The following is a 20,028-nucleotide window of genomic DNA, read 5'->3' as shown; positions in this document are numbered from 1 at the left end:
GGCCATTTGGGGAAGGTGTCATGACTGCCAACGTCGACGGAGTGCCCGGTAAATTCCAGACACTCGGGCTGACCTACGACGACGTGCTGCTGCTGCCGGGCGCGTCGGACATGGCGCCCGACGAGATCGACACCGCCTCGTACGTCTCCCGGAACGTGCGGGTCAACATCCCGCTGCTGTCCGCCGCCATGGACAAGGTGACCGAGTCCCGCATGGCGATCGCCATGGCCCGTCAGGGCGGCGTGGGCGTGCTGCACCGGAACCTGTCCATCGAGGACCAGGCCAACCAGGTCGACCTGGTGAAGCGGTCCGAGTCGGGCATGGTCACCGACCCGATCACCATCCACCCGGAGGCCACGCTGGCCGAGGCCGACGCGCTGTGCGCCCGGTTCCGGATCAGCGGTGTGCCGGTGACGGACAACGACAAGAAGCTGCTCGGCATCGTCACCAACCGCGACATGGCCTTCGAGAGCGACCGCACCCGGCGCGTCCACGAGGTCATGACGCCGATGCCGCTGGTCACCGGCAAGGTCGGCATCTCCGGCCCGGAGGCCATGGAGCTGCTGCGCAAGCACAAGATCGAGAAGCTGCCGCTGGTCGACGAGCGCGGTGTGCTCAAGGGTCTGATCACGGTCAAGGACTTCGTCAAGGCCGAGCAGTACCCGAACGCGGCCAAGGACTCCGAGGGCCGGCTGCTCGTCGGCGCGGCGGTCGGCGTGGCCGGTGACTCCTTCGAGCGCGCCCAGGCGCTGATCGAGGCGGGCGCCGACTTCATCGTCGTCGACACCGCGCACGGTCACTCCCGTCTGGTCGGCGACATGATCGCCAAGATCAAGTCCAACTCCTCCGGCATCGACGTGATCGGCGGCAACATCGCCACCCGCGACGGCGCCAAGGCGCTGGTGGACGCGGGCGCGGACGGCATCAAGGTCGGCGTCGGCCCCGGCTCGATCTGCACCACCCGTGTGGTCGCCGGTGTCGGTGTCCCGCAGGTCACCGCGATCTACGAGGCCGCGCTCGCCGCCAAGGAGGCCGGGGTCCCGGTCATCGGCGACGGTGGCCTGCAGTACTCCGGCGACATCGCCAAGGCCCTGGTCGCGGGCGCCGACACGGTGATGCTCGGCTCGCTGCTCGCGGGCTGCGAGGAGTCGCCGGGCGAGCTGCTGTTCATCAACGGCAAGCAGTTCAAGTCGTACCGGGGCATGGGTTCGCTGGGTGCGATGCAGACGCGTGGCGACCGCCGGTCGTTCTCCAAGGACCGCTACTTCCAGGAGGGCGTCGCCTCCGACGAGGCGCTGATCCCCGAGGGCATCGAGGGCCAGGTGCCCTACCGGGGCCCGCTGTCCTCCGTGGTGCACCAGCTGGTCGGCGGTCTGCGCCAGTCGATGTTCTACGTCGGCGGCCGCACCGTGCCGGAGCTGCAGGACAACGGCCGGTTCGTCCGGATCACGTCGGCGGGTCTCAAGGAGAGCCACCCGCACGACATCCAGATGACGGTCGAGGCACCGAACTACAGCAACAAGAAGTGACGCACACGCGCGTGTGCGGGTCGTGACGAGGGCGGTTCCGGGGCATCCGGGACCGCCCTCCGCTTCGCCGGGGACGGCCATCGCGTGGCCGGTCGGCGATACTGGAAGACGCTGTAAGCATCAGGGAAAGGCATGACGTGACTGAGATCGAGATCGGGCGCGGCAAGCGCGGCCGCCGGGCGTACGCCTTCGACGACATCGCCGTCGTCCCCAGCCGCCGTACGCGGGACCCGAAGGAGGTCTCGATCGCCTGGCAGATCGACGCCTACCGCTTCGAGCTGCCGTTCCTGGCCGCTCCCATGGACTCGGTCGTCTCCCCGGCCACCGCGATCCGCATCGGTGAGATGGGGGGCCTCGGCGTCCTCAACCTCGAGGGCCTGTGGACCCGGCACGAGGACCCGCAGCCGCTGCTGGACGAGATCGCCGAGCTCCCGGCCGAGGTGGCCACCCGCCGCCTCCAGGAGATCTACGCGGCTCCCGTCAAGGAGGAGCTGATCGGCCAGCGCATCAAGGAGGTGCGGGACGCCGGTGTGGTCACGGCCGCCGCGCTCTCCCCGCAGCGCACCGCCGAGTTCTCCAAGGCGGTCGTCGACGCGGGTGTGGACATCTTCGTCATCCGCGGCACCACGGTCTCCGCGGAGCACGTCTCGTCCTCGCACGAGCCGCTGAACCTCAAGCAGTTCATCTACGAGCTGGACGTCCCGGTGATCGTCGGCGGCTGCGCCACGTACACCGCGGCCCTGCACCTGATGCGCACCGGCGCGGCGGGTGTGCTGGTCGGCTTCGGCGGCGGCGCCGCGCACACCACGCGCAACGTGCTGGGCATCCAGGTCCCGATGGCGACCGCGGTCGCCGACGTGGCCGCCGCCCGCCGCGACTACATGGACGAGTCCGGCGGCCGGTACGTGCACGTGATCGCGGACGGCGGTGTCGGCTGGTCCGGCGACCTGCCCAAGGCGATCGCCTGCGGCGCCGACGCGGTGATGATGGGCTCCCCGCTGGCCCGTGCCACGGACGCGCCCGGCAAGGGCCACCACTGGGGCATGGAGGCGGTCAACGAGGAGCTGCCGCGCGGCAAGAAGGTCGACCTCGGCACCGTCGGCACCCTGGAGGAGGTCCTCACCGGCCCCTCCCGCACCCCCGACGGCTCCATGAACTTCTTCGGCGCCCTCCGCCGCGCCATGGCCACCACCGGCTACAGCGAGCTGAAGGAATTCCAGCGGGTCGAGGTCACGGTGGCGGACAGCCAGCACCGCCGCTGAGCTTTTTTCGCACGGAGAGGGCCCGGTCACCTTGGGGGTGACCGGGCCCTCTCGTATGCGCGGGGGCGCGTCCGGACGCACAAGGGGCGCACGGGTGCGTTCGGGACGAATACGCGGTTGACCGCTCTTACGAGCCGATACCGCGGGCCCACCCGTTGGGATCGGAGCCGTCTGTGGATGGTGAAGTTCCGAAGGAGGTGGATCTTGCGGATTTTCGGATGGTGAGCGGCCGCCCCCAAGGACACTAGGGGCGGACACTCCGTGATCCATCCAGGAGCCTGCCGCAGCAGCCACTGCGGTGGGCTCCACCTGTGTGACCACCGTAGCGAGGGGTGCGGTCCGGTGCCACCACTGTCAGGCGCACTGCTCCCGTGCGCCCCCCTTCACAACCGGTGCGCCGCGCCCGTCGGGGTCACTCCTCGGGTGTCCAGCAGGAGCTGGGCCTTTACCGAGAGGCCCTGGAGGTCGTAGGTGCGGTGGGGTTGGAGGAGGAGGGTGAGGTCGGCGGCGGCCGCGGCTTCGTAGAGGGAGTCGGCGCGGGGGACCGGGCGGTCGAGGACGTGCCAGGCGGGGATGTGGGGGTCGTGGTAGCTGACGGAGGCGCCGAGTTCCATCAGGCGGACGGCGATCTCGTGGGCGGGGGTGCCCTGCTGGTCGGCGAGGTCGGCCTTGTAGGTGACGCCGAGGAGGAGGACGCGGGCGCCGCGGGCGGACTTGCCGTGCTCGTTGAGGAGGGCGGCGGCGCGCTGGACGACGTAGTGCGGCATGCGCCCGTTGACCTGCTGGGCCAGCTCCACCATGCGCAGGCCCCGGCTCGCGTGGCCGGTGAGGTCCTGCGGGACGCCGTGGCCGCCGACGCCGGGGCCCGGCCGGAACGCCTGGAAGCCGTACGGCTTGGTCTCCGCGCAACGGATCACGTCCCACAGGTCGACGCCCAGTTCGTGGCAGACGACGGCCATCTCGTTGGCGAGCGCGATGTTGACGTGCCGGAAGTTGGTCTCCAGCAGCCGTACCGCCTCCGCCTCGCGCAGCCCCCGCGCACGGACGACCTTGTCGGTGAGTCGGCCGTAGAACGCGGCGGCCGACTCGGTGCAGGCGGGGGTGAGGCCGCCGATGACCTTCGGGGCGGGGGCGTGGTCCCGGCTGCCGGGGTCGGCCCGGCTGGGGGAGTAGGCGAGGTGGAAGTCCCGTCCGGCGCGCAGTCCGGAGCCCTGCTCCAGGATCGGGCGCAGGAAGTCCTCGGTGGTGCCGGGCAGGACGGGCGACTCCAGGATGACCGTGGTGTGCGGGCGCAGCCGTCCGGCCAGGGTGCGGGCGGCCGCCTCGACCTGGCCGAGGTCGAGTTCGCCGTCGGCGCCGCGCGGGGTGGGCGCGCAGATGACGGCGGTGCGGACCCGGCCGAGCTGGGCGGGGTCGGTGCAGGGGCGGAAGCCGGTGGAGCGCATCCGGCGGAGTTCGGCGGGGCTGAGCGACCCCGCCTCGGGGCCGGTGGCGTATCCGATGGTGGGGATGCCTGCGGTGACGGCGGCCCGGGCCAGCGGCAGGCCGTAGGGACCGAGTCCGATGACGGCGAGATCTGCGGGCATGGCGTGGGCCGTCCTTCCCGATAGCCGAAGGGGGAATGGTGCGCAAGCCCTGTGGACTGGACGAGCGGGCGCACAGTCAGACTAGGTACAAATATGACCGTTATGTGTGATTGTGTTCGTGTGTCTTCGTGCTGATACGCACGGGTTTTCCACAGGCTGGGAGCCCGTGGTGGCCGAAGCCGCCCGACACCGCCACACTTTTGAGCAAGAGGTTCTGGGCATGAGGAGGGGACGAAGGGGCCGCGCCGCACCGGTGTGGCCCACCAGCGGGTTTGCGAGAGCGGGAGGCAGCGGTGAGGACAGCGACCCTCGACCCGGCGCGGCGCGCCGAGGCACTGGCGGAGATGGCCGAGCGTGAACTGGACGTGCTGGTGGTCGGCGGCGGCATCGTGGGCGCGGGCACCGCGCTGGACGCCGCCACCCGTGGCCTGTCCACCGGCCTGGTCGAGGCGCGCGACTGGGCGTCCGGCACCTCGAGCCGGTCCAGCAAGCTGATACACGGCGGTCTGCGCTATCTGGAGATGCTCGACTTCCCCCTCGTGCGCGAGGCGCTGAAGGAACGCGGCCTGCTGCTGGAGCGGCTCGCCCCGCACCTGGTCAAACCGGTGCCGTTCCTCTACCCCCTCCAGCACCGCTGGTGGGAGCGGCTGTACGCGGGCGCCGGTGTCGCGTTGTACGACGTGATGTCCATGGCCCGGGGCCACGGCCGCGGCCTGCCCGCGCACCGCCACCTCAGCCGCAACCGAGCCCTGCGCGTCGCCCCCTGCCTGCGCAAGGACGCCCTGGTCGGCGCCCTCCAGTACTACGACGCCGAGGTGGACGACGCCCGCTTCGTCACCACCCTGGTCCGCACCGCCGCCTCCTACGGCGCCAAGGTCGCCAACCGCACCCGCGTCACCGGGTTCCTGCGCGAGGGCGAGCGGGTCGTCGGGGTCCGGGTGGAGGACGTGGAGGGCGGCGGGGAGTACGAGATCCGCGCCCGCCAGGTGGTCAACGCCACCGGGGTGTGGACCGACGACACCCAGGGGCTGGTGGGGGAGCGCGGCCAGTTCCACGTCAAGGCGTCCAAGGGCATCCATCTGGTCGTGCCCAAGGACCGCATCCACTCCAGCACCGGCCTGATCCTGCGCACCGAGAAGTCCGTCCTCTTCGTCATCCCCTGGGGCAGGCACTGGATCGTCGGCACCACCGACACCGCGTGGGACCTCGACAAGGCGCACCCGGCCGCCTCCAGCGCCGACATCGACTACCTGCTGGAGCATGTGAACTCGGTGCTGTCGGTGCCGCTCACCCGCGACGACGTCGAGGGGGTCTACGCGGGCCTGCGGCCCCTGCTGGCCGGTGAGTCCGAGGCCACCAGCAAGCTGTCCCGCGAGCACACCGTGGCGCACCCGGTGCCGGGCCTGGTGGTCGTCGCGGGCGGCAAGTACACGACGTACCGGGTGATGGCGGAGGACGCCGTCGACGCGGCGGTGCACGGCCTGGACCGCCGGGTGGCCAATTCCGTCACCGAGGAGATCCCGCTGCTCGGCGCCGAGGGCTATCCGGCGATGTGGAACGCCCGCCAGCGGATAGCCGAGCGCAGCGGACTGCATGTGGCCCGCGTCGAGCACCTGCTGAACCGGTACGGCTCGGTGGCCGACCAGGTTCTCGACCTGATAGCCGCCGACCCCACCCTGGGCGAACCCCTGCGGCACGCGGACGACTATCTGCGCGCCGAGATCGTCTACGCGGCCTCCCACGAGGGCGCCCGGCACCTGGACGACGTCCTCACCCGCCGCACCCGCATCTCCATCGAGACCTTCGACCGGGGCACCCGCAGCGCCCGCGAGGCCGCCGAGCTGATGGCACCGGTGCTCGGGTGGGACGAGGACCAGATCGCCCGCGAGGTCGAGCACTACGAGAAGCGGGTCGAGGCCGAGCGCGAGTCCCAGCGCCAGCCCGACGACCTGACGGCGGACGCCGCCCGGCTGGGGGCGCCGGACATCGTGCCGCTGTAAGGCGGGACTGAGGTCGGTTCACTCGAACGAGTGGCCGGGTTCGGGATCTCCGTTCCCGGCCCGCTCGTTCTGCCAGGTGCGGGGGCAGAACTCGGCGGCGAGCAGGGCCCGTTCGAGCCGGGGGTCCGTCTTCGCGTCCGTGTTCACGCGGAAGGTGAGGACGCGGCCGCCGTCGGCGGTGGCCGCGACGCGCACATAGCCACCGGCGATCCGTCCGTTGTGTCCCCAGACGGTGAGCCCGCACGGAAGCCGGGCCGGATACAGGCCCAGGCCGTACGCGCCCTGTGCGGCCCGGGTGTCCAGCATCTCGCGCAGCCGGCGCGGGGGCAGCAGGTCGCCGCCGAGCAGGGCCGCGTAGAAGCGGTCCAGGTCGTCGAGCGTGGACACCAGCTCGCCCGCCGCCCCGGCCACGCGGGGGTCGAGTTCGGTGACGTCGGAGCCGTCGGCGGCGTAGGCCCGGCCGTGTGGCGAGGGGAGGGAGCGGCGGGAGCCGGGGAAGGAGGTGCCCGTGAGGCCCAGCGGGGCGATGATCCTGCGCTGTGCCTCGGCGGCGTAGGAGCGGCCGGTGACCTGACGGATCACCATGCCGAGCAGGACGTAGTTGGTGCTGGAGTAGGAGTGGTGGCCCGCGCGGCCCGAGGGGAGGGTGAGTGCGATGCGCACGGCCTGAAGGGGAGTCAGCGGGGCCAGGCCCTGGGTGGCGTCGGTGAAGTCGGCGATACCGCTGGTGTGGGTGAGCAGGTCGCGCAGGGTGATGCGGGATTCCTCGCCGGAGTGCCGTGTCCCGGCGCGGAGTCGGGGCAGGAGTCCGGGGAGGTGCTGTTCGACGGTGTCGGACAGGGAGAGCCGGTGTTCCGCGGCGAGTTGCAGCACGACGGTCGCCACGAAGGTCTTGGTGACACTCCCGGCGCGGAAATGGTCGGCACGGGCGATACCCCGGCCCGCGTCCGCGTAGCGCCATGCGCGGCGTGTGCCATGACGGTCCTGCGCGAGCAGGGCAGCGGCGGGGGCTCCACCCTCGCTGACCAGCAGCGGAAGCACAGTGTCCGAGAATCCGGCGGCGGGGGTCGCGCCGGGAGCCGTGGGGGTGAGCAGCAGAGCCACGAGAACCGGTATGGACAAGACTGTCCGAAGGGTCGGCATCCCTGGCTCCTTCCGTGTCGGGGGACATCATCCCGGCAACTGGAACATCTGGTTCAGGGGGTGCGCCGACGCTGCGGACGAGGTGCGCCCAGAGGGGCCCCCTGGGCGTCGGCCGGTTGTCACGTGAGGGACAATGAAGGCTCTGTCAGGGCGGGTTGCATGAGGGGACGCATGTCGGAGGCGGAGCGGGCGGGTTCATCCCGTCAGGAGACTCGTCAGGGCAAGAACGAGCGTCGTCTTCTCGCCGGGCGGTACCGGCTGGGGGACGTGCTGGGCCGGGGCGGCATGGGCACGGTCTGGCGTGCCGAGGACGAGACCCTGGGCCGGACGGTGGCGGTCAAGGAGCTGCGGTTCCCGTCGAACATCGACGAGGAGGAGAAGCGGCGCCTGATCACGCGCACCCTGCGCGAGGCCAAGGCGATCGCCCGGATTCGCAACAACAGCGCGGTGACGGTCTTCGACGTGGTCGACGAGGACGACCGGCCGTGGATCGTCATGGAGCTGGTCGAGGGCAAGTCCCTGGCCGAGGTCATCCGTGAGGACGGTGTGCTGACGCCCCGTCGCGCCGCCGAGGTCGGGCTCGCCGTGCTGGACGTGTTGCGCTCCGCCCACCGCGAGGGCATCCTGCACCGTGATGTGAAGCCGTCCAACGTGCTGATCGCCGAGGACGGCCGGGTCGTGCTCACCGACTTCGGCATCGCCCAGGTCGAGGGCGACCCGTCCATCACCTCCACCGGCATGCTCGTCGGCGCCCCCTCCTACATCTCCCCGGAGCGGGCCCGAGGCCACAAGCCCGGTCCCGCCGCCGACCTGTGGTCGCTGGGCGGCCTGCTGTACGCCTCGGTCGAGGGCGTGCCGCCGTACGACAAGGGGTCGGCCATCGCCACCCTGACCGCCGTGATGACCGAGAACCCGGAGGAGCCCAAGAACGCGGGCCCGCTGGCCGACGTCATCCACGGGCTGCTCACCAAGGAGCCCGCCCAGCGGCTCGACGACGCGGGCGCGCGGGCCATGCTCAACAAGGTCATCCGCGCCAATGACGCGGAGCCGCTGGACGCCACGCGGGTCGTGCCGATCCCGGCGCAGCCCGACTCCCCCGAGACCAAGCGGGAGGAGTCCGGCGACAAGGTCCGCGGGGCGCTGCGCTCGGTCCGCAAGGCGGCCGGGGCCGCGTCGGCCGCCGCTGTCGCCCGGCCGAAGAGCGGCACCACGGCGTCGACGGGTGCCGGTGGACGCGGTGGTTCCGACACGCCGAACGCCAGCGCGAACAAGCCAAGTTCGAGCTGGCCCGTGATGCCGCCGCCGGACCTGGATCTCGCGCCGAGGCCCATGCCGAAGGCATCGCTCACCGACGTGGTGCCCAAGCGCACGCTGATCATCGTCGCCGCGGTGATCGCCCTGGCCGTGCTGGTGCTCGGCACCGTCCTCGTCCTCACGCTCGGCGACGACGACAAGGGGACCGGCGGGTCCCAGGCCGCGCCCAGCGCGAGTTCCTCCACCAACCGGGACACGGGCAAGGGCGGCGGCACCGGCCCGGACGGCTCGGGTTCCGCGCCCGCCACCGACGGCTCCCGCTCCGGCGAGGCCAGTGACGCGAGCACCGCCGACGACTCCGGCGGCAAGGGCGGCAGCGGCGATCCGGACGACGACTCCTCCTCCGGCTCCTCCGGGAACAAGGGCTCCGGCAGCGCCCCCGTCGTGACGACCCGTAAGAGCTCCCAGGGCTACTCGATCGGCCTGCCCAAGGGCTGGAAGTACGTGTCGGCCAGCGACGCGGGCGACCGCTACACCGGCCCCGACGGCCAGAAGCTGCTCGTCGCCTGGACGAGCACGCCCAAGAGCGACCCGGTGGCCGACTGGCAGAGGCAGGAACACGGCATGGTCCGCTCCCAGTACGACCGCATCCGCATAGCGAAGGTGGACTACCGGGGCTGGGCCACGGCCGACTGGGAGTTCACCTACGTGGACGGCGGCACCAAGTACCGCTCCATCGACCGGGGTTTCAAGGTCAACGACCACCTCGGGCACGCGCTGATGTACACGGCGAAGAGCTCCGACTGGGACGACACGCTGCGCGAGGACACCTGGAAGACGCTCACGACGTCCTTCGAGCCCAAGTCGTGACCTGAACGAGTTCGGGTTGGGAGCCGGGAATCGGTCATCCCCCCGGTGCGGGTTGCCTCCGGCACGTATCGTGAATGGTTGAGAACCGTACGCAGCCGGGTGTGACGCCCGACGGGCGGTGAACGATCGCGGGCGACCGGAACGGCAGGGGGGTGGCGGGCATGGACGAGTACGCGGGACGGGTGCTCGCCGACCGTTACCGCCTGCCGCTGCCGCCCTCCGACGAGTACGAACTCACCGAGACGTACGCCTTCGACACCTACAGCGGGCAGGAGGTGCTGGTCCGTCAGGTGCCGTTGCCGGAGGTCGTCGAGGCCGAGGTGATCGACGCCGAGGGACTGCCCGAGGGGTTCACCGCGCGTGAGCGTGGCCGTCGTGCCCCGGCGGGCCGCAGCGCCACCCGTACGCCCAAGGACCCTGCCGTCCGGCGTGCCGTGGAGGCCGCGCAGGCGGCGGCCCGGATACCCGACCATCCGCGCCTGGACCAGGTCTTCGACGTGTTCGCCGAGGGCGGTTCGCTGTGGATCGTCAGCGAGGCGGTGTCGGCGCGCCCGCTGTCCGCGCTGCTCGCCGAGCAGCCGCTGTCGCCGTACCGGGCCGCCGAGGTCGCGGCCGACGTGGTGATGGCGTTGCGCGTACTGCACGCCCACGGCTGGACTCACCGCAACATCACCTCCCGCACGGTCCTGGTCTGCGACGACGGCCGGGTCATGCTGACCGGCCTCGCGGTCGGCGCGGCCGAGGAGGCGCTGTGCGGGTACGACCCCGTCCCGGCCCAGGACGGTCCGGAGGAGCCGCCCGCGCCGGACCACCGACCGACGGCGGGGGGTGCCGTGGCCCGTACGGCCGCGGCGGCCGCCGCCGACGCGGACCCCGAGGCCGCACGGCGTGCCGCCATTCAGGCGCGGGTGACCGGCGGACTGCCCGCACCCGCTTCGAACGGCGACTCCGGCGCCGTCGTCCCGGTCCGGCCGCGGGTGCCGGAGACCGGGGACGACATCCGGGCCGCCCGCGCCGGGGCCATCGCCGCGTACCGTGCCGGTGCCCGGGCCGCCGCCCGCGTGCAGGAGACGGAGCGCGGCGGCCGTACCGCCCTGCCCGGAGCCCGTACGCCCGCCGAGGGGGAGATCGCGGGGGAGGGCGGAACACCGCCCGGTTCCGTGGCCGACCCGTACGGGGTGGCCGGGCGGCCCTGGCACGGCGCCGCACCCCGCCCCGGCACCCCCGCCCGCCAGGAGGCGGCACCGCCCTATCCGCTGAACCCGGCCCAGCCGGGCGTGCCCGCTCCGCCGCGCCCCGCGCTGCCCGCGCAGAACGGCGGGCCGGGCGGGTCCGGGTGGGACGAGCCGGAGGCCGCCGGGGCGCGGCGCGGGCCCGGTACCGCGATCGCGGCCGAGCGGGCGCGGCACATGCGGATGACCGTCGTGGGGCCGGTGACCGAGCGGTGGGCGCCCGAGCAGGCCGGGCCGGTGCACGAGAACTGGCAGCTGGCCGCGCCGGTGGGTCCCGCGACCGACCTGTGGGCGCTCGGCGCGCTGCTCTTCCGTGCCGTCCAGGGCCACGCGCCCTACCCGGAGGAGTCCACCGCCGAGCTGGTGCAGCTGGTCTGCGCGGAGCCGCCCGCCTACGCCGAGGAGTGCGGGCCGCTGCGCCCGGTCGTGGAGTCGCTGCTGCGTCAGGACCCCACCGAGCGGCTGGACTTCGAGGAGCTGAACGGCTGGCTGCGTTCGCTGGTGCGGTCCGCGCCCGAACCGGACGCCGGTGCCCATGTGGTGCCGGTGCCGCCCGCCGACCCGACCCGGCTGCCGATCGTGCGACGGCGCGGCGAACTGGCCCGGTGGCGGCGCCGGAACAGGGCGCCGGTGCCCCATCCGCACGGCAGGCACAAGCGGGCCCGGCAGGAGGCCACCGGTTCGCCGCGCAGCCTCGGCCGCGTCCTGCTGCTGTTCGTCTTCCTGCTGCTGGCCGGAGCCGTGGCCTACGCGGTGATGTTCATGCCCAAGCAGGGCGAGAGCGCCGACCGGACCGGGGGTGCGGGAGCGGCGAGTCCCGCGCCGTCCCGCGCGGAGCGGCCGTCGGGCGGGGAGAGCGCCCCGGACGACGGGCCGACCGCCTCCTCGCCCGCCACCGAGACCCAGACCGGCGGCGGTGCGGCCGCGGACGGCTTCACCCTGCGCACCGACCCGGCCGGCTTCAAGGTCGCCGTCGCCAAGGGCTGGAGCCACGCGCCGCGCAACAGCAGCGGCCAAGTCGTCTACTCGCGCGAGAGCTTCGAGCTGGTCGTCGTGCCCGGCCGGGACAGCACCGCCACCTATGGCAGCGACCCGATGGTGTACCAGCGGGACAAGGAACGGGAGTTGCAGCCGTACCGCGACTCCAGCTGGGCCACCGCGTCCGGGCTGCGCACCATCGAGGTGGGCGGACGGGTCATGGCCGAGGGGCAGTTCACCTGGACCGACGCCCAGGGCCGCGACCTGTTCGTGCGCAACATGGCGATGCTGCTGAACGGGCGGTACCACATCGTCCAGGTCCGCGGCCCGGAGGCGGAGCGCGACGAGGTCACCCGGCTGTACGACCAGGCGACGGCCACCTACCGCTACACCGGCTGAGGCGACACACCGACAGGGCCCGTTGCGGAAGCGGGCGTTCGGTTCCCGGCATGTGCGGAAGCGACAACCGTCACAGTGCTGTTTCCGTGGCCCCCCGCCGGTTCCCTGGGCGGGGAGCGGTCCCTAGTCTGACCCTGACAAGAACATTGCGGGGCAACGTGAATCAGATGCAGGGCCAGCTCGTGGCGGGCCGCTACCGGCTCACCGATTCCATCGGCAGCGGCGGCATGGGCCGGGTGTGGCGCGCCCATGACGAGGTGCTGCACCGGAAGGTCGCCGTCAAGGAGCTGACCGCGGCGCTGTACGTCTCCGAGAGCGACCAGCATGTGCTGCTGGCCCGCACCCGTGCCGAGGCCCGCGCCGCGGCGCGTATCAACCACTCCGCCGTCGTCACCGTGCACGACGTCCTCGAACACGACGGCCGTCCCTGGATCGTGATGGAGCTGGTCGAGGGCGAGTCGCTGGCCGACGCGGTCAAGGAGCGCGGCCGGATCGAGTCCCGCGAGGCCGCCCGGATCGGCCTGTGGGTGCTGCGGGCGCTGCGCGCCGCGCACACGGCGGGCGTGCTGCACCGCGATGTGAAGCCCGGCAACGTCCTGCTCGGCCGGGACGGCCGGGTCCTGCTCACCGACTTCGGCATCGCCCAGATCGAGGGCGACTCCACCATCACCCGTACCGGTGAAGTCGTCGGCTCGGTCGACTACCTCGCGCCGGAGCGAATACGCGGCCACGATCCCGGTCCCGCCTCCGACCTGTGGGCGCTCGGCGCGACGCTGTACACCGCCGTCGAGGGGCGTTCGCCGTTCCGCCGCACCTCGGCGCTGGGCACCATGCAGGCCGTCGTGGAGGAGAACGCCGAGGAGCCGCGCAACGCCGGTGCCCTCGGCCCGGTCATCGCCGCGCTGCTGCACAAGGACCCCGCCCGGCGCCCTGACCTGCACACCGCCGAGCGCATGCTGGACGACGCGGCCGCGGGCCGGGAGACGCGGACCGTGCCGGTGGCACCGCCGCTCCCGCACCCGGTCGCCCCCGTCGCCCGGGACACCGCCGTCACCCCGGTGGCCCCCGCCCCGCCCCGGCGCGGCCGCCGTACCCGCGTGCTCACGCTGGCCGCCGCCGCGGTCCTGGTGTTCTGCGCGAGCCTGACCGCCGGTTACCTCCAATGGGGCGGCGGCCACCACACGACGGACGAGGGCGCCCCCTCCGAAAGCCCCTCCGCCTCCGCGTCGGCCACGAACAGCTCCAGCACCGTCCCCGACGGCTGGGAGCGGTACGACGACCCGGTCGGCTTCAGCCTCTCCCTGCCCCAGGGCTGGAAGCGTTCCGTCTCCATCGACCAGGACGGCCTCCGCCAGGTCGACTACTCGCCCGACAAGGGCAAGCACCTGGTCCGGGTCGCCGTAGACACCGAGCCGGACTTCCGCACCTCCTACGAGCACCTGACCGATCTGGACCAGCGGGTCTCCCCCCGGCTGCTGCGGTACCAGCGGCTGGCGCTGAAGGAGGAGGTGTTCCGCGACGAGCCGGGCGCCCGCTGGGAGTACACGTGGAACGCCCTGGCCAAGGACGGCCCGCACTACTTCCCGGGCCCGTACCACGCCATCGATGTCGGCTACATGAACGGCGACGACACCGAGTACGCCATCTACGCGTCCTCCCCGGCCGGTGACTGGGCCACCACCAAGAAGCAGTTCAACTGGATTCTGCGGAGTTTCCAGGAGGGGTGACCGGCTCAGCTCGCGGAGCTTGGCCGGTCAGCGCCCCGGAGGGGATACGTCCGGTACGGCATGATGGGCCCCATGGGGACCGAGGGGCACGACCTCCGTGTGATCGCGGGCCGTTACCGCCTTGAGGCGCGCATCGGACGCGGCGGTATGGGCGTCGTCTGGCGGGCCGACGACCTGGTGCTGGGCCGTCAGGTGGCCGTCAAGGAACTCACCCTGGACGACTCCCTGTCGGAGGAGGACGCCCGCAGGCGCCGGGAGCACTCCTTCCGCGAGGCGCGGGCGGTCGCCCAGCTGCGGCATCCGCACATCATCGTGGTGCACGACGTGGTCGAGCAGGACGAACGGCCTTACCTGGTCATGGAGTTGATCGACGGCTGCTCGCTCGCCGAGCGCATCGCCGCTGATGGCCCGGTGGACGCGGCCGAGGCCGCCCGGATCGGCGCCGATCTGCTGAGCGCGCTGGCCACCGCGCACGCGGCCGGGGTGCTGCACCGGGACATCAAGCCCGCCAACGTGCTTCTGGAGTCCGGCACCGACCGGGTCGTGCTCACCGACTTCGGCATCGCGCGGGTCGCGGGCGCCACCACCCTCACCGAGACCGGGTCCTTCGTCGGCTCGCCCGAATACACCGCCCCGGAGCGGATGTCGGGGCTGCGCGGCGGGCCCGCGTCCGACCTGTGGTCGCTGGGCGCGCTGCTGTGCGCGGCGCTCAGCGGCGAGTCGCCCTTCCGGCGCGACTCGCTCGGCGGCATCCTGCACGCCGTCGTCACCGACGAGATCCGGCCGCCCGCCGAGGCGGGTCCGCTGCTCCCCGTCATCCGGGGCCTGCTGGAGCGCGATCCCGAGCTGCGGCTCGGCGCGGCCGACGCCGAGCGGATGCTGCGCACCTACCTGGACACCGGCCGGGTGCCGCCCGCGTCCGGTGTCCCGGCCGCCGCCCGCACGCTCCGGCTGCTCGGCGGGGTACGCGGCGCCAAGTCCGACACACCGCACCCGCCCGCCGCGCCCGAGGTACCGCAGGGCCCCGCCGCACCGGCGCCGACCCGCCGTCCCCCGAGACGGGCGAGGCTGATCGGCGCCCTGCTGATCGCCGCGGTGGCCGGAGCCGCGGTGTCGGCGGCGGTGCTGATGTTCCACGAGCACCGGAACGGCGGCGGCGACGCGCCCGGCGCCCCCGCCGCCTCCCGGACCCCCGGCCCCACCCGCACCACGGCACCCTCCGGGTACCGCACCGTCCGCGACCCGGCGGGCTTCGCCCTGGCCGTGCCGGACGGCTTCACCCGCGAACGGCAGGGCGAGCGCGTCTTCTACCTCTCCGCCGGAGGGACCTTCCGCCTCGGCATCAAGATCTCCCCGCCCGAACCCGGCGGCCCCGCCGCCGTCCTGGAGCGCCTCGCGGCCGAGGGCGCGGACAGCAACCCCGGTTACCGCGACGGCCGGGTCACCGAGACCAGCCACGAGAAACACCCCGCCGCGCTCTGGGAGTTCACCTGGAACGGCTACAGCCCCGCCGAGGGCGCCCGGCACACCTACGACCTGTGCTGGGAGGAGGACGGCCGGATGTACGACGTGTGGGTGTCGGGCCCGGTCGGCAAGGTGCGCGAGGCCCGCGAGCACTTCGACGTCGCCGTGGACACCTTCACCGTCACGGCCCGCTGAACCGGCCCCGCTTGGTCACGGGTCTGTGACCGGTTCGTGCTCCCCCTGGCTGCGCGTGCGGACCGCTTGGTAGGCATGAACCATGAGCAGCGACGGGGGAGTCGGCCGCGCGGCCGACGACACGACGAGTTTTGTACTGCGCCCGCCGGACCAGGACGCGGGTCCGCCGCGCGAGCCTGCCGTACCCGCGCAACCGCCCCCGCCCGAGGAACCGGGCGCCGGACGGCTGATCGCCGGACGGTACCGGCTGCTCGGCAAGCTCGGGCACGGCGGCATGGGCACGGTGTGGCGGGCCCGGGACGAGACGGTGGAGCGCGAGGTGGCCGTCAAGGAACCCCGCGTGCCCGACCACCTCTCCGAGCGCGAACGCGGCAACGTCTTCGAGCGGATGCGCCGCGAGGCCCGCGCCGCCGCCCGCCTCGACCACCCGGCCGTGGTCGAGGTGCACGACGTCGCCGTGGTCGACGGCCGCCCCTGGATCGTCATGGAGCTGGTGCACGGCCGCTCGCTCGGCAGCGCCCTCCAGGAAGGCACGCTGGACTCGCGCGAGGCGGCCCGGATCGGCCTCGATGTGCTCGGCGCGCTGGAGACCGCGCACGCGGCGGGCGTCCTGCACCGGGACGTGAAACCGGACAACGTCCTGCTGGGACGGCACGACCGGGTCGTCCTCACCGACTTCGGCATCGCCCAGATCGAGGGCGAGACCCAGCTCACCGACACCGGCGGCTTCGTCGGCTCGCCCGAGTACACCGCGCCGGAACGGGTGCTGGGCCGACGGCCCGGCCCGGCGAGCGACCTGTGGTCCCTCGGGGTCGTCCTGTACACGGCGACCGAGGGCGTGTCGCCGTTCCGGCGCAGCAACACCCCGGCCACCCTCCAGTCCGTGCTGCACGCCACCCCGGCACCGCCCGCCGCGCGCGGCCCGCTGGCCGAGGTCATCGACGGCCTGCTCCGCAAGGACCCGGCCGCCCGGCCGACGGCACCGCGGGTACGGGCCCTGCTGGAGGCCGCCGTACGGCCCCCGGCGCCGCCGCCGCGCACGATGGCCGCACCCAGGTGGCGGCCGGGCAGGAAGATGTGGCTCGGGGCCGGAGCGGTCGTGGTGGTGGCCGCGGTCGCGGGCTGGCTGGTGCTCGCCGACCCGTTCGCGGGCCCGCTGCCCGACGGCTGGACCGACCGGAAGGCGCCCGCGCTGGACGCCACCCTCGCCGTCCCGGAGAGCTACCAGGTGAAGCTCCCCAAGAAGGACGACACCGACAAGAACTGGGTGTCGTACACCGACTGGAGCGGAGCCGTCTCCGTCGTACTGAGCCTGGGCCGCAAGGGCGACGACTCCCTGAACGACATCCAGAGCAACGCGGCCGCCCAGATGTACGCCGACGACGAGAAGTTCAAGAAGGACGGCGCGTACCAGCTCGACATGCCGGGCGGCGCGAAGACCAGGCCGGACGGCTCGGCCACGTACCAGGGGCGCAAGGCGGCGCGGAACACCGTCTCCTACACCACCGACGACACGCAGAACCCGCTCCCGCGCGAACTCCAGCTCTTCTACTACCGCACCACCTCCGGCGACATGTACAAGCTCGTCGTCGGCTATCCCGGCAAGGGCGACCTCACCGCGCGCGGCCAGGAGGTGGCCAAGGAGGCCATCGCCGGACTGCGCTTCGACAAGCCCTGAAACCAGCCGACTTGAGGGCGCGTACCGCGTCGACAAGCGCCCGGTGCGCGCGGTACTCATGAGGCATGAGTGAAGACGGCGCCCCCTCGCCCGACGGACCTCCGCTCGGCGGCCGCTACCGGCTCCTCGAACGCGTCGGGGCCGGGCCGACCGGCACCGTCTGGCGCGCCCGCGACGAGCGGGACGGTGCCACGGTCGCCGTCAAGGAGCCCCGGCTGCCCGGCGATCCGGCCGGGGACGAGGCCAGCGGGCGGATCGCGCACCGGCTCCAGCGCGAGGCCGGGGCGGCCGCCCGGGTGCGCCATCCCTCCGCCGTCCGGCTCCGGGACGTGGTCAGCGAGGACGGGCTGCCCTGGATCGTCATGGAGTGGGTCGAGGGCGAGTCGCTGCGCGAGACCGTACGGCGCGGTCCGCTGCCGCCCGCCGAGGCGGCCCGGATCGGGCTCGCCGTACTGGGCGCCCTGCGCGCCGCGCACGCGGTCGGCATCGTGCACCGGGACATCAAGCCCGCCAACGTGCTGATCGAGTCCGGCACCGGACGGGTAGTCGTCACCGACTTCGGGATCGGCGACGGGCACACCGAGGACGCGCCGGAGGGGTTCGTCGCGCCGGAGCGGGCGTCCGGGCGCGGGGCCGGGCCCGCCTCCGACCTGTGGTCGCTCGGCGCGCTGCTCGCCGCCATGGCCGACGGCGACCCCGGCCCGCTCGGCCCGCTGCTGGACCGCCTGCGCGCCCCGGACCCGGACGCCCGGCCGGACGCGACGGAGGTGGCGGCGGTGCTGGAGAGATGCGCCGGAGTGCGGGTCCAGGAGCCGGAACCCGAACCCCGCACGGAACCCGTGCAGACCGTCGTGACGCCCGCCCCCGCCGTCCGCCGCACCCCGCTCGCGGCCCTCGGACTCCTGCTGTCGAAAAAACCCGGAGCCGAGTGAGCGGAGCTGACAACGCCCTGATCAGCGCATTTACCGCCAGTGATCACTGGCGGGATGTGTGCGGCCGGTGAAACCCCGTTACCGACGGGTACCGAAAGCCCGCCCCCCGGCATACCCTGCGGCTCATGACGGACTCGCAGGCCCTGGAAGTCACCGGCACCAACCCGATCGCCCCGGCCCCCGAGGGCGTGCGCACCGCCTCGGACGTGGTCACCCCGGAACTGGTGGTCCAGCTCACCAAGGGCGTCACCGGCTCGGGCCGGACCAGCAACCACACCCCGCTCACCGGGGCCAAGCTGGCCGACCTGCCCGAGTCCACCCCGGACGACGTCGCCGCCGCCTTCGAGGCCGCCCGCGCCGCCCAGCGGGTGTGGGAGCGGACCCCGGTGCGCGAACGGGCCGCCGTGCTGCTGCGCTTCCACGACCTGCTGCTGGAGCGCCAGTCGGAGGTGCTCGACCTCATCCAGCTGGAGACCGGCAAGGCCCGGCTGCACGCCCACGAGGAGGTGCAGGCCGTCGTCGTCGCCGCCCGGCACTACGGCCGCCGCGCCCCCGCCTACCTGCGGCCCAAGCGGCACACCGGCGCCATGCCGACCCTGACGAAGGTGACCGAACTGCGCCACCCGCGCGGGGTCGTGGGACAGATCGCACCCTGGAACTACCCGCTCGAACTCTCCGTCGGCGACGCCCTGCCCGCCTTCGTCACCGGCAACGCGGTCGTGATGAAGCCGGACACCGAGACCTGCCTGACCGCCCTGTGGGCCCGTGACCTGCTCATCGAGGCCGGACTGCCCGCCGGGGCCTTCCAAGTGGTCCTGGGCGAGGGCCCGGTGGTCGGCCCGGAGATCGTCCGGCACGCCGACTACGTCTCCTTCACCGGCTCCACCCGCACCGGCCGCGAGGTCGCCCAGGGCGCCGCCGCCCGCCTGATCGGCGTCTCCCTCGAACTCGGCGGCAAGAACGCCATGCTGGTCCTGGCGGACGCCGACATCGAGAAGGCCGCCGCCGGTGCCGTACGCGCCTGCTTCTCCTCGGCCGGGCAGCTCTGCATCTCCATCGAGCGGCTGTACGTGCACGAGTCGGTGGCCTACGCCTTCCTGGAGCGCTTCGCCGCCCGCACCAGGGCCATGCGGCTCGGCACCGCCCTCGCCTACGGCGCCGACATGGGCTCACTCGCCGGGGAACGCCAGCTCAAGGCCGTCGAGGCGCATGTGACCGAGGCCGTCGCCAAGGGCGCCAAGGTGCTCGCGGGCGGGGTGGCCCGGCCCGACATCGGCCCGTACTTCTTCGAGCCGACCATCCTCGACGGCGTCGACGACACCATGTCCGTCTGTGCCGAGGAGACCTTCGGCCCGGTCGTCTCCGTCTACCGCTTCGGCTCCGACGACGAGGCCGTGGAGCGCGCCAACGCCACGCCGTACGGCCTCAACGCCTCGGTGTGGACGACCAGTTCGAAGCGCGGCATGGAGGTCGCCGCCCGGCTGCGCACCGGCACGGTCAACGTCAACGAGGGGTACGCCCCCGCGTACGGCAGCGCGCAGTCCCCGATGGGCGGCATGAAGGACTCCGGCCTCGGCCGCCGCCACGGCTCCGAGGGCATCCTCAAGTACACCGAGGCCCAGACCGTCGCCCGCCAGCGGCTGCTGCCCATGGCGCCCTCGCTCGGCATGGACGACGCCGCGTACGCGGCCTTCATGAGCCGCAGCCTGCGGGTGATGAAGGCGTTCCGCTTCCGCTGACCCCGTCCCGACCAGATCCGCCCGTTCCACCACCGTTCTC

General features: G+C 72.9%; 12 protein-coding genes. 10 read left to right on the top strand and 2 right to left on the bottom strand.

From position 1 onward, the window contains the following. Positions 1-20 precede the first annotated feature (20 nt). Together guaB and ACI2LY_RS12555 are read left to right on the top strand one after the other, a co-directional pair. Positions 21-1,529, top strand: a complete 1,509-nt coding sequence (guaB, locus tag ACI2LY_RS12560; protein ID WP_404707137.1) for an IMP dehydrogenase — start codon at positions 21-23, stop codon at positions 1,527-1,529. A 137-nt stretch (positions 1,530-1,666) separates the two neighbouring features. Next, positions 1,667-2,791: a GuaB3 family IMP dehydrogenase-related protein gene (locus ACI2LY_RS12555; RefSeq protein ID WP_388996755.1), complete on the top strand. Its 1,125-nt coding sequence runs from the start codon at positions 1,667-1,669 to the stop codon at positions 2,789-2,791. Positions 2,792-3,174: 383 nt separating this feature from the next. On the opposite strand, the gene ACI2LY_RS12550 is transcribed toward ACI2LY_RS12555, so the two are convergent. After that, positions 3,175-4,377 carry a nucleotide sugar dehydrogenase gene (locus tag ACI2LY_RS12550; RefSeq protein WP_404707136.1) on the bottom strand — a complete coding sequence of 401 codons (1,203 nt, stop codon included), beginning with the start codon at positions 4,375-4,377 and terminating at the stop codon, positions 3,175-3,177. A gap of 293 nt (positions 4,378-4,670) precedes the next feature. Here ACI2LY_RS12550 and ACI2LY_RS12545 point away from each other — a divergent pair, with 293 nt between their 5' ends. Continuing rightward, on the top strand, positions 4,671-6,377 hold the full coding sequence (locus tag ACI2LY_RS12545) for a glycerol-3-phosphate dehydrogenase/oxidase (RefSeq protein WP_404707135.1): 1,707 nt from the start codon (positions 4,671-4,673) through the stop codon (positions 6,375-6,377). Positions 6,378-6,395: 18 nt separating this feature from the next. On the opposite strand, the gene ACI2LY_RS12540 is transcribed toward ACI2LY_RS12545, so the two are convergent. Further along, entirely contained in the window at positions 6,396-7,520 is a 1,125-nt protein-coding gene (locus tag ACI2LY_RS12540) for a serine hydrolase domain-containing protein (RefSeq protein WP_404707134.1), read from the bottom strand. 171 nt (positions 7,521-7,691) lie between these two features. Between ACI2LY_RS12540 and ACI2LY_RS12535 the strand changes: the two genes are divergently transcribed. The 7 genes from ACI2LY_RS12535 to ACI2LY_RS12505 all read left to right on the top strand — a co-directional run bounded on the left by ACI2LY_RS12535 (position 7,692) and on the right by ACI2LY_RS12505 (position 19,988). Next, positions 7,692-9,644 (top strand): serine/threonine-protein kinase, encoded by a 1,953-nt coding sequence (locus ACI2LY_RS12535; RefSeq protein WP_404707133.1) that lies wholly within the window; start codon positions 7,692-7,694, stop codon positions 9,642-9,644. Positions 9,645-9,805: 161 nt separating this feature from the next. Beyond that, positions 9,806-12,253, top strand: coding sequence for a protein kinase (locus ACI2LY_RS12530; RefSeq protein WP_404707132.1), 2,448 nt, complete (start codon positions 9,806-9,808; stop codon positions 12,251-12,253). A 167-nt stretch (positions 12,254-12,420) separates the two neighbouring features. Beyond that, positions 12,421-13,980 (top strand): serine/threonine-protein kinase, encoded by a 1,560-nt coding sequence (locus ACI2LY_RS12525; RefSeq protein WP_404707131.1) that lies wholly within the window; start codon positions 12,421-12,423, stop codon positions 13,978-13,980. Between the two features lie 72 nt (positions 13,981-14,052). After that, complete coding sequence (locus ACI2LY_RS12520) at positions 14,053-15,639, top strand: serine/threonine-protein kinase (protein ID WP_404707130.1); 1,587 nt, start codon at positions 14,053-14,055, stop codon at positions 15,637-15,639. An 82-nt stretch (positions 15,640-15,721) separates the two neighbouring features. Further along, positions 15,722-17,317, top strand: coding sequence for a serine/threonine-protein kinase (locus ACI2LY_RS12515; RefSeq protein ID WP_404707129.1), 1,596 nt, complete (start codon positions 15,722-15,724; stop codon positions 17,315-17,317). A gap of 65 nt (positions 17,318-17,382) precedes the next feature. Further along, the gene (locus ACI2LY_RS12510) at positions 17,383-18,249 is read left to right on the top strand and encodes a serine/threonine-protein kinase (protein ID WP_404707128.1); all 867 of its coding nucleotides are present in this window, start codon (positions 17,383-17,385) and stop codon (positions 18,247-18,249) included. Positions 18,250-18,374: 125 nt separating this feature from the next. Further along, on the top strand, positions 18,375-19,988 hold the full coding sequence (locus ACI2LY_RS12505; RefSeq protein ID WP_404707127.1) for a succinic semialdehyde dehydrogenase: 1,614 nt from the start codon (positions 18,375-18,377) through the stop codon (positions 19,986-19,988). Positions 19,989-20,028 lie beyond the last annotated feature (40 nt).

Source organism: Streptomyces sp. NPDC002176 (assembly GCF_044903645.1).
Lineage (GTDB): Bacteria > Actinomycetota > Actinomycetes > Streptomycetales > Streptomycetaceae > Streptomyces.
Note: the sequence above shows the minus strand (reverse complement) of the source record. Positions and strands in the feature narration are given on the sequence as shown.